Raw genomic sequence first — 9,717 nt, 5'->3', positions numbered from 1 at the left:
GGGCCGGCGCTGCCCCGCGCGCCGGCTTCCCCGGCCGGGGGGAGAGGGCCCCCCCCCCCGCCCCCCCCACGCCGGGGGCGGCGCCCAGGCGGGAGAGCGGGGGGGGGCCGGCGCCGCGGGCGCCCGCGGGGGGGGGGGGAGGGTTGGGGGGGGGGCAACAGCCTACGCCTCACCGCGGCGGCGCGATGACGGCGACGGCTCCCGGCCGCACGCGGAAGCGCGCCGGGGTGTGGGTGGTGATGTCGCCGTCGGTGTTGACCGGGCGGCGATGGCGGGTGGTGATCTCCACCTCCTGCCCGTACCAGGCGTGGACGTTCTTCCAGTGTCCGTGCCGGCCGCGGCGGAAGTCCGGGTACAGCAGGGGCCACTCCCACCAGCCGCGCAGGTCGATGCTGTAGACGTCCAGTTGCCCGTCGTCGGGGGCGGCGTTCTCCTGCACGGTCATGCCGCCGCCGTAATGGCGCCCGTTGCCGACGCCGATCTGCACCGACTTGACGCGGTGCCGCACCCCGTTGATGCGGATCTCGGCGCGGAAGGGCGCCATGCGCCGCGCCACGCGGAAGGCCGCCACGGCGTAGCCGAGCACGCCCCAGCGCCGCTTCATCTCGCGCGTCAGCTCACGGGCCAATTCGACGCTGAGGCCGATGCTGGCGACGTTGAAGAAGGCCACGCCGTTGACCTCGCCCAGGTCGATCCGGCGGACCGGTCCGCCGACTGCCAGCCTCGCCGCCTCCCGCAGGTCCAGCGGGATTCCCAGCGTGCGCGCCAGATCGTTCGCCGTGCCCATGGGCAGGATGGCCAGCGGCAGGCCGGTGTCGGCCAGCGCCGGGGCGGCGGCGTTCAACGTGCCGTCGCCACCCCCGATGATGACCATGTCCACCGAGTCGGCATGGTCGCGAATCGCCTCGGCGATGTCCTCCCGCTCGCGGCACTCGGCGCGGATCAGGGTCACTCCCGCCTTTGCGGCCTCCTCCCGAATGTCGTCGAGCGCGCGCCGCCCCTGGCGGGCCTTCCCGTTGACGATCAGCAGCGCGCGGCGTCGATCGGCGCTCAGCGTCGGCCTCCCACCTCATCCAGATGCTCCAGGAGGCTGGCCGGGTCCTCGTAGACTCGGAAGGCGCCGGCCCGCTCCAACTCGTCCTGTCCATAGCCGCCGGACAGCAGCCCGATGCTGAGCGCGCGGGCGCGCCGCGCGGCCAGGATGTCCCACACGCTGTCGCCGACCACGATGGCCGTTTCGATGGGAACGCCGAGCCGCTCCGCCGCGGCCAGGAACAGGTCGGGATCGGGCTTGGCGTATTTCACCTGATCGCGCGTCACCACCGGCACCCGGTCCGGGTCCACGCCCAAAGCCTCCAGGCCGGAGCGCGCCGTCTCGATCCGCCCGCTGGTGGCGATGGCCCAGGGGATGCCCGCCGCCGTCAGGTGGGACAGCAGCTCCTGCGCGCCGGGCAGCGGGCGGACGCGCCCGGCCAGCCCGCGAAACGCCTCGGCATGGCGGCGGCGCAGCCGCTCCAGAAGCTCCGGGCTGATGGCGAGGCCGGTCTCGCGCAGAAGCATGTTGGCGAACAGGCCGCCGCTCATGCCGATCTTGCGGTGGATGCGCCAGACCGACAGCTCGATCCCCTCATGGTCCAGCGCCTCCTGCCAGGCCAGCACATGCTGATAGACGCTGTCGATCAGCGTGCCGTCGAGGTCGAACAGGAAAGCCGTGTTGATGCGGTCCATGGCGTGAGTCCCCAGGCTGAATCCCGCTCCGGCGGAGCCGGCCCCAGTGAGTTGGTGGCAGCCCCGCTGCGCCGCAACGTCCCCCCGATGGCAATTCTGCGCCGGCGGTGGGTGCGGGGCGCGGCGGAACTTCGCGACCGGTTTCGCGTCAAGCTCATGCTGCCCAGTGGGCAGCGCGGCGCAACGGCGGGGGGCGGACAGCCTTGGCACAGCGTGAGGACACGGACGGGAATCGGCGCTGGTCCATCGACCGGATGACGCTCGGCCTCTGGCTGCTCGGCCTGCTGGCCGCCCTGGCCGTCCTATGGGGCCTCGGCGCCGCCTCGCCGGTGCTCATCCCGCTGGCCGGGGCCTTCTTCGTCGCGGTCGCCGTGGCGCCGGTCGGGCGCTGGGTGCGCGACCGGGTGCCGCCGCGGCTGGCCCTGCTCGGCCCGCTCGCCGCCATGCTGACGGTGCTGCTGGTGCTGGCCGTCTTCGCCGGGAGCCTGTGGTTCATCGGCCAGCGCGGGGCCGGCGAGGTGCCGCGCCACGCCGAGGAACTGCAACGCCTGTGGGGGCAGGCGAACGGCTGGATTGACGGGCTGCGCGAACAGTTCCTCGGCGACTCCGGCAGCAACGGCAACGGAGGCGGCGGAGCGGAGGCGCTGTCCGGCCTCGCCGCGTCGGTGCTGACGGCGGCGCGGGAGGCCGTATCGACGCTGGTCATCGTCCTGTTCCTCGCCCTGCTGATGCTGGTCGAGGCGCCGGTCTGGCGGGAGAAGATCGTCAAGACGCTGGGGCCGGAGCGCTGCGCCACCACCGTCACCGCGGTCACCGCCATCGCCCAGCAGTTCCGCCGTTTCCTGCTGGTCAGCACGACGCTGGGGCTGATCACCGGGGCGCTCTACATCGGCTGGCTGTCGCTGTTCGGGATCGACTTCCTGTTCCTGTGGGGCTTCCTGGCCTTCCTGCTGAACTACATCCCGGTGATCGGGTCGGTGGGGGCGGCCACGCTGCCCGTGCTGATGGCGCTGGCCCAGGGCGGGTCGACCACCGCTTTGATGGTGGCGGGCGGGCTGCTGGTGATCGAGCAGGTGATGGGAAATTTCATCGGCCCGCGGCTGGAGGGCAAGCAGCTCGCCATCTCGCCCCTTGTGATCGTCAGTTCGCTGCTGCTGTGGAGCTGGCTGTGGGGGGCCGCCGGGACGGTGCTGGCGGTGCCGATGACCGTCCTGATCGCCATCGCGCTCAGCCACATCGACGCGCTGCGCCCCTTCGCCTTCGTGCTCAGCGACAAAAGCGACCGCCGCCGCTTCGAGGCGCGCACACGGCCCGAGTAACGCAGCGCTGTTTTCCGTTGTTTTTCTGGCGCCCCCCTCTCTTGACAGGGTTCCCGGCCCTCCCCACGTCTCCGGGACCTGTGATCCGGGCCCCTCTGGCGACTTAGACGTGGTCGCGATGTCGGATCTCTTCACCTGCTCTTGCGCCGACGGGCGTGACCGCACTTGGAGGGACTGAATGCTCCCATGGACCCGCGATCCCCAGACCTCTCCCGCTCCCTCCACATCTTTCCGGCCTCCCCCGGACGCTGTCGCCCCTCTGACGGACGACGCGCCGGGGCACGTCCGGACCATCCCTCAAACCACCGAGAGCACGAGCACCGCCATGGACCAGACCGAACGCCAGATCATTGACGACCTCTTCGCCAAGCTGCGTCAGGCCGAGGCCCAGTCCGGCCCGCGCGACCCGCAGGCCGAAGCCCACATCCGCGACACCATCGCCCGCCAGCCGGGCGCGCCCTACCTGATGGCGCAGGCCATCGTCATGCTGGAGCAGGCGCTGGCCGCTTCGCAGAACCAGAACCAGGAGTTGGAGCGCCAGCTTCAGGAGCGCCCGGCCGCGGCGGCCGGTGGCGGCGGCATCTTCGGCGGCCTGTTCGGTGGCGGCGCCAAGCCGGCCCCGGCCCCGCAGCAGCGCCCCGGCGGCTCGCCCTGGGGCCAGGCGCCCGGCGCCGCCCCGGCCTACGGCGACCCGCGCGTCGCGGCCTATGCCCAGCAGCCGCAGCGCGCCGGCGGCGGCTTCATGGCCGGCGCCATGCAGACCGCCATGGGCGTGGCCGGCGGCATGCTGATCGGCAGCGCGCTGTCCAGCGCCTTCTCCGGCGGTGGCGAGGCCATCGCCCAGGAGGCCCAGGGCGCCGTCGACCAAGTCGCCGAGGAACTCCCCAGCGAAGAGGATTCGTGGGGCGGCTTCGGCGGGGACGAGGAATTCTGATACCCGCGGGGACCGGCCGGGCGGCCTCCTCCCACCGCCCGGCCGGTCCCCGGCCTCCCTCCCCGTCCTGAGAGCAGACCGGAAATTATCGTTCGCGGCCCCGTCCGCGACACTTTCCCGATTCCGGACCGCGCCGGCGCTCATCTCCTTGCTTTTTGCAGGACGGCCAACCGTCCGCCTTGCCAGCAATTTCACGCGCATCTAGTTTCCTTCAAGAGAACGCCCTGTCGCTCCCCCGCCCGATCAAGAAAGGGTGAAGCACAGGGCAAGGAAAAGCGGACACGCCGTACCATCGCACGGCGCACGGAACCCTTCCGCGCGCGACGCCCGAGCTTTGCGTCACGGCGATGTCCGCCTTTCAAAAAGAAAAATAATTTTGGAGGAAACCGTGCCGCTGTTCGACCACCCCGATTTCGACGACCATGAGCAAGTGGTCTTCTGCTCCGACGCCGCGTCCGGCCTGCGCGCCATCGTCGCCATCCACGACACCGCGCTCGGCCCGGCGCTGGGCGGCTGCCGCATGTGGCTCTACGCCAGCGACGAGGAGGCCCTGCGCGATGCGCTGCGCCTGTCGCGCGGCATGACCTACAAGTCGGCCCTGGCCGGCCTGCCGCTGGGCGGCGGCAAGTCGGTCATCATCGGCAACCCGCGCACGGACAAGAGCGAGGCGCTGCTGCGCGCCATGGGGCGCCACGTCGAACGGCTGGGCGGACGCTACATCGTCGCCGAGGATTCCGGCACCGGGGTTCCCGACATCAAGACCATGGCGCAGGAGACCGCCCATGTCTCCGGCGTGGTCGAGAAGGCGACCGCAAGCGGCGGCACGCGCAGCGGCGACCCCTCCCCCTCCACCGCCTACGGCGTCTTCGTCGGGCTCCGAGCGGCGGTGCTCCACCGCCTGCACCGCACCGACCTGGAGGGGCTGAGCGTCGCCATCCAGGGCGTGGGCAGCGTGGGCGGGCACCTCGCCCGCTATCTGGCCGAGGCCGGGGCGCGGCTGTGGGTCGCCGACATCGACGAGGCGCAGGCCCGCCGCGTGGCCGACCGCGTCGGCGCCACGCCGGTGTCCGCCGACGCCATCTTCGATCTTGAGGTGGACGTCTTCGCCCCCTGCGCGCTGGGCGCCGTCCTCAACGACGGGACGATCCCGCGGCTGACCTGCCCGGTCGTCGCCGGGGCGGCCAACAACCAGCTCGCCGAGGCCCGGCACGGGCAGGCGCTGGCCGACCGCGGCATCCTCTACGCCCCCGATTACGTCATCAACGCCGGCGGGGTGATCGACGTCTACCACGAGCGCGCCGGTTACGATCATGGCCGCGTGATGAGCCACATCGAGCGGATCGCCGACACGCTGACGGAGATCTTCGCCCGCGCCGACATGGAGCGCAAGCCGACCGCCGCCGTGGCCGACCGCATGGCCCGCCAGCGCGTGGGGCGCGCCCGCTGAAACGGCTCAGCGCCCCGAGGCCAGCACGGGGAAGGCATCCAGGATGCCGGTCAGCAGGATCTGGACGCCGACGCAGAACAGAAGGAAGGCGAACAGCCGCGTCAGCACACGGGCGCGGGTGTGGCCGAGCAGCGCCACCAGCCGGTCGGCGGAGCGGTAGGACAGCCAGATCAGCAGAGCGATGGCCAGCGCCGCCGCCGACACGCCGATGAAGAATTCGGTCAGTCCCTCGCTGCCCCTGGGGCGGGTGGCGCCGAGCGCGATGGCGACGGAGATGGTGCCGGGGCCGGTGGTGAAGGGGATGGTCAGCGGGAAGAAGGCCGACTCCCCGACATCGGAGTCCCCGGCATCCTCCGCCGGGGCCGCCTGCTCCTGTTTGCGGGCCTCGTGCGCTTCCGGCGCGCTCAGCAGCGCCCAGGCGCGCTCCGCCACCACGAAGCCGCCGGCGATCCGCAGCGCCGCCAGCGAGATGCCGAAGAAGTTCAGCACATAGGATCCCGCCCACAAGGCCGTCAGCATGACGATGGCCGAATAGACGGCGACCAGCGTGGCGAGCTGCGCGCGCTCCTTCGGGCTGCGCTCCGCCGTCACCTGGCTGAAGATCAGCGCCATGGCGATGGGGTTGACGATCGAGAACAGCGCCGTGAAGGCGAGAAGGAAGCTGTCGAACATGGGACGGGCCGGCCTGTGCCTTGGCGGTTCGCTGGGCTTATCGCCGTGGTACAGCGCGGCCCGTTCCTTGGCAAGGCGCCATGATTTGCCGCCCCCATTGTTCAGGGAGAGCACGACGCTCTTGCCGTTCGACCGGCAAGACGGCCACACTCCCCCAAAGCGGGGAAGGCTTCGAGACGTGATGCCGGAGGGGTTGCGATGAGTCCGCGAACACGGCGGTGGGTTCTGGCTCTTGTGATGACCGGGCTGCTCCCGGTCCTGCCCGCGCGGGCGGAAACGCCGGCCCAGTTCCGGGCGGCGGTGTCGCAGATCGCCTACGCCGATCCGGGCACCGGCAAGTCCGTGCCGATCCTGCTGCTCTATCCCACGCGCGATCCCGTCCAGCCGATCCGGCGCGGCCCCTATCACCTGAACGTCGCCCCGGAGGGCGGGCCGGCGCTGAATTCCATGCCGCTGGTGATGATGACCCAGGGGCCGTCGCGCAACGGACTGGCGATGGTCAGCGTCGCCCTGTTCCTGGCGCGCCGCGGGATGACGACCGCCATCGTGACCCATCTCGGCGGCATGGAGCCCGGCGCCGATCCCGGAACCGGCAGGGGCGACCGGGTCGGCACCGTGCCGCTGTGGCCGGAATTGCCGCTGCAGCTCCGCGCGGCGCTGGACGCCGTGCTGGACTCCTCGCCCATGGGCTTCCGGGTGGACCGGCAACGCATCGGCGTGCTCGGCTACGCGGCCGGCGGCCATGCGGCGCTGGCGGCGGCGGGCGGGGTCGCCGATCCCGGGCGGCTGGCCCAGGTCTGCGCCACCCATCCGGACAATGGCAGCCTCTGCCCGGCGGGCGCCAAGACCGCGGCCGCGGCCTCGCCGAAGCGTCTGGAGGCTGCCACCGACTCCCGCATCCGGTCGCTGCTGCTGATGGACCCGGTCGGCGCGCTGTTCGGGGACGGCGCGCTGTCCCGCGTCACCGTCCCGGTCCGGCTCTACGAGGCGGAGAAGGGCGACGAGAGCGGCGCTTTCCAGGTGGCGCGGGTGCGCGGCCTGCTGCCCCGGCCGCCGGAATACGACCTCGTTCCCGGCGCCGGCCACTACGCCTTCCTGACGCCGGTTCCGGCCAGCGCCGCCACCCGCTTCGGCGCAACGGTGCAGGACCCGCCGGGCTTCGACCGCGCCGGCTTCCACGCGCGGCTGAACGACGAGGTCCTCGACTATTTCCGGCGAACGCTCAACGCCGCGCCCTGACCCATCGGGGCCGGAACGCCGCCCAACACCTGCCAACCATCAAGAAAAACGGAAACGCACCATGACGACGATGACCCTGAAGGACGCCCTGGCCGAGGTTCTGGACCCACGGGACCGGACCGTGGTGGATGTCGGCTGCGGCGACGGGGCGCTGACCCGCCATTTCGCGGGGCTCGGCGCCCGGGCCATCGGCATCGAGATCAGCGAGGGCCAGCTCGCCCGCGCCCGCAAGGCGGAGCCGGTGTCCGGCGCCGACTACCGCGTCGGCAAGGGGGAGGCGCTGCCCCTGGAGGATGCGTCGGTGGACGCCATCGTCTACTCCAACAGCTTCCACCATCTGCCGGTGGCGGTCATGGCCGACGCGATGGCCGAGGCGGCGCGGGTCCTGAAGCCCGGCGGCACGCTGGTGGTGGTCGAGCCGATCGCCGAGGGCGCCTACTTCGAGGTCATCCTGCCCATCGAGGACGAGACGGAGGTGCGCGCCGCCGCCTACGACACGCTGAAGCACCCGCCGCTGCCGCTGCAGGCGGTGGACGAGACGGTCTACGGCACGGTGGTGCGCTACCGCGACGCCGATCATTACCTGACCCACGTCACCGCCGTGGACCCGGCGCGGCGCGAGCGCCTGCCCCCGGTGGAGGCCGAGGTCCGTCGCCGCTTCGCCGCCAGCGGGCGGATCGACGCGGAGGGGATGACCGCCTTCGACCAGCCGATGCGGCGCATGGTCTTCAAGAAGCTGCCCTGAGCAGGACCCGCTTGGCAGCGATACGGCGGCATGCCAGCATGAGCGCCGCCGTTTGGTCACAGGCGCGCCGCCGCGCGTCCGGGGCATAGTGGAGCGGTGTCACTGTCTCAAAGGTCGAAGACCATGCCCCGCCCCTCCTTGTCCGCTGCTGTCCTTGTCTTCCCGGCGGCCTTGCTTCTGACCGGTTGCGGCGTGGTGGTCGCCACGGTGGACACGGCGGCCAGCGTCGCCGGGTCCGCGGTCAGCGTCGCGGGAGACGTGGTGTCGGCCACGGCCCATGTGGCGACCGCGCCCTTCCGCGGCGGCGACGAGAAAAAGGACGAATAACGTTCAGCGCCGGAAGATGCGGCGCCACCACGGGCGCTGCCGCCGCGCCAGTTCGGTCACCAGAATGCGGCATTGGTCGCGCATGGCCTCATAGGCGGCGACCTCGGCCTCGCGGTCGCGGCGCAGGCCGTCCAGCGTGCCGGTCAGCCGCTCCAGCCGCTTCTCCAGCTCCGCACCGGTCCGGCGCTCCTGCTCCAGCGCCGCCTGCGCCTCCTCGCTGCGGCGTTCCGCCGCCTCGATGCGCTGGTGGAAGCCGCGCTCCCGCGCCTCCGTGTCGGCGATCAGCCGCTCCACGAGGTCGCCGATGCGCTTGCGCTCGGCCTCGCGGTCGGCCTGGAGACGGTCCAGCGCGACCGCGTGGGACAGGCGCAGGGCGGCGATCTCCGCGTTCACCGCGGACAGCCGGTCCTCCGCGTCCTGAAGCGCGCGGGCCATGCCCTGCTCGCGCGCCGAGGTCTCGGCGATCAGCGTCTCGACGAGCTGGTTGATGCGGTCGCGCTCCGCCTCGCGGTCGCCCTGAAGGGTCCCGATCTCGCCGGAACGCGCCCGCTCCACCTGCCCGATGGCCTCGCGCCAGCGTTCGCGTTCGGAGGCGTGCTCGGCGATCACCCGCAGCCGTTCCGCCCGTTCGCTGTCGGCTGCGGCCTCGGCCTTGGCGATCTGCTCGCCGAGCGTGGCGACCTGATCCCCGTAGACGCGCAGGAGTTGCGTGGTTTCCTCCGACGGCGCCTTCGCCGCGCGCTGACGGGTGGTCCGCTTGCCCGGCGCCGCGGGCGGAGGCGTCGTATCCTCGGCGTTGGAGAGCGGCATCATCTCGGTCATCGCGGCTAATCCTGACAGTCGGGCCTGCAGCGCCACAGTAGCGCGTCCCGCGCCCTGCGCACAGGAACCTTTTTTCCATAGGCCGGGGCCGGGAGACGGTCCGGCAAAAGCACTGCCGAGAATTCATCTCGCATTTTCATGGATTTCGCCGGTTAATTTTCCAAAATCGGGTTTGTTAACAGGTTTTAAAACCGCTTTAACACCGACTCCCGCCTCTCGCCAAGGTATTAACACCAACGATTGACAGTACGGATTTCGATTGGTTTTTTGAATGATGTTTGCAGGCGCGAGGAAAACTTTTCCTAAAAAGCAAAACAATCGCCCTCGCCGATCCGATGTTGCGGAGAACCCCATGCGTGCTGTCCTGGTTGAACCGAACCCCCTGATCGCCGACGCGCTCGGCCGTCAGCTCGGCATGGGGAAGATCCGCTACGACCGCCAGGACTGGGCCGGGCTGGAGGAGCTTCTGCGGGAGCAGGGTGCC

The 9,717-nt window shown here is 71.2% G+C and carries 10 protein-coding genes; 6 read left to right on the top strand and 4 right to left on the bottom strand.

The genetic code is table 11. The annotated features are described in order from the left end of the window. Nucleotides 1-169: 169 nt before the first annotated feature. The gene (locus tag GBZ26_RS22420) at nt 170-1,054 is read right to left on the bottom strand and encodes a lipid kinase (protein ID WP_174440759.1); all 885 of its coding nucleotides are present in this window, start codon (nt 1,052-1,054) and stop codon (nt 170-172) included. Then, complete coding sequence (locus GBZ26_RS22415; protein ID WP_145690460.1) at nt 1,051-1,728, bottom strand: HAD family hydrolase; 678 nt, start codon at nt 1,726-1,728, stop codon at nt 1,051-1,053. The genes GBZ26_RS22420 and GBZ26_RS22415 overlap by 4 nt, the downstream gene beginning before the upstream one ends. Before the next feature lie 203 nt (nt 1,729-1,931). Here GBZ26_RS22415 and GBZ26_RS22410 point away from each other — a divergent pair, with 203 nt between their 5' ends. The 3 genes from GBZ26_RS22410 to GBZ26_RS22400 all read left to right on the top strand — a co-directional run bounded on the left by GBZ26_RS22410 (nt 1,932) and on the right by GBZ26_RS22400 (nt 5,428). Continuing rightward, nucleotides 1,932-3,047, top strand: coding sequence for an AI-2E family transporter (locus GBZ26_RS22410; RefSeq protein ID WP_174440758.1), 1,116 nt, complete (start codon nt 1,932-1,934; stop codon nt 3,045-3,047). A gap of 325 nt (nt 3,048-3,372) precedes the next feature. Beyond that, nucleotides 3,373-3,981 carry a DUF2076 domain-containing protein gene (locus GBZ26_RS22405; protein ID WP_174440757.1) on the top strand — a complete coding sequence of 203 codons (609 nt, stop codon included), beginning with the start codon at nt 3,373-3,375 and terminating at the stop codon, nt 3,979-3,981. A 388-nt stretch (nt 3,982-4,369) separates the two neighbouring features. Next, a complete protein-coding gene (locus GBZ26_RS22400; protein WP_174440756.1) occupies nt 4,370-5,428 on the top strand; it encodes a Glu/Leu/Phe/Val dehydrogenase dimerization domain-containing protein in 1,059 nt (352 codons plus the stop codon). A gap of 6 nt (nt 5,429-5,434) precedes the next feature. Here GBZ26_RS22400 and GBZ26_RS22395 read toward each other — a convergent pair whose 3' ends face one another. Further along, nucleotides 5,435-6,100: a MarC family protein gene (locus tag GBZ26_RS22395; protein ID WP_174440755.1), complete on the bottom strand. Its 666-nt coding sequence runs from the start codon at nt 6,098-6,100 to the stop codon at nt 5,435-5,437. Between the two features lie 237 nt (nt 6,101-6,337). Here GBZ26_RS22395 and GBZ26_RS22390 point away from each other — a divergent pair, with 237 nt between their 5' ends. The 3 genes from GBZ26_RS22390 to GBZ26_RS22380 all read left to right on the top strand — a co-directional run bounded on the left by GBZ26_RS22390 (nt 6,338) and on the right by GBZ26_RS22380 (nt 8,411). Beyond that, nucleotides 6,338-7,339, top strand: a complete 1,002-nt coding sequence (locus tag GBZ26_RS22390) for an alpha/beta hydrolase family protein (RefSeq protein ID WP_246654131.1) — start codon at nt 6,338-6,340, stop codon at nt 7,337-7,339. Between the two features lie 61 nt (nt 7,340-7,400). Beyond that, on the top strand, nt 7,401-8,084 hold the full coding sequence (locus tag GBZ26_RS22385; protein WP_174440753.1) for a class I SAM-dependent methyltransferase: 684 nt from the start codon (nt 7,401-7,403) through the stop codon (nt 8,082-8,084). 123 nt (nt 8,085-8,207) lie between these two features. Next, nucleotides 8,208-8,411, top strand: a complete 204-nt coding sequence (locus tag GBZ26_RS22380; protein WP_174440752.1) for a hypothetical protein — start codon at nt 8,208-8,210, stop codon at nt 8,409-8,411. 3 nt (nt 8,412-8,414) lie between these two features. Here GBZ26_RS22380 and GBZ26_RS22375 read toward each other — a convergent pair whose 3' ends face one another. Then, complete coding sequence (locus GBZ26_RS22375) at nt 8,415-9,233, bottom strand: coiled-coil domain-containing protein (protein ID WP_174440751.1); 819 nt, start codon at nt 9,231-9,233, stop codon at nt 8,415-8,417. Nucleotides 9,234-9,717: the final 484 nt, after the last annotated feature.

The sequence above is a fragment of the Azospirillum formosense genome (assembly GCF_013340925.1).
Classification (GTDB): Bacteria; Pseudomonadota; Alphaproteobacteria; order Azospirillales; family Azospirillaceae; genus Azospirillum; species Azospirillum formosense.
This window is presented reverse-complemented; position numbering and strand designations above follow the sequence as displayed.

What these genes read in the sequence shown, in the direction of transcription:
- GBZ26_RS22415 (WP_145690460.1), bottom strand. Translation starts at nt 1,728, where the DNA reads ATGGACCGCATCAACACGGCTTTCCTGTTCGACCTCGACGGCACGCTG.
- GBZ26_RS22405 (WP_174440757.1), top strand. Translation starts at nt 3,373, where the DNA reads ATGGACCAGACCGAACGCCAGATCATTGACGACCTCTTCGCCAAGCTG.
- GBZ26_RS22395 (WP_174440755.1), bottom strand. Translation starts at nt 6,100, where the DNA reads ATGTTCGACAGCTTCCTTCTCGCCTTCACGGCGCTGTTCTCGATCGTC.
- GBZ26_RS22390 (WP_246654131.1), top strand. Translation starts at nt 6,338, where the DNA reads ATGACCGGGCTGCTCCCGGTCCTGCCCGCGCGGGCGGAAACGCCGGCC.
- GBZ26_RS22385 (WP_174440753.1), top strand. Translation starts at nt 7,401, where the DNA reads ATGACGACGATGACCCTGAAGGACGCCCTGGCCGAGGTTCTGGACCCA.
- GBZ26_RS22380 (WP_174440752.1), top strand. Translation starts at nt 8,208, where the DNA reads ATGCCCCGCCCCTCCTTGTCCGCTGCTGTCCTTGTCTTCCCGGCGGCC.
- GBZ26_RS22375 (WP_174440751.1), bottom strand. Translation starts at nt 9,233, where the DNA reads ATGACCGAGATGATGCCGCTCTCCAACGCCGAGGATACGACGCCTCCG.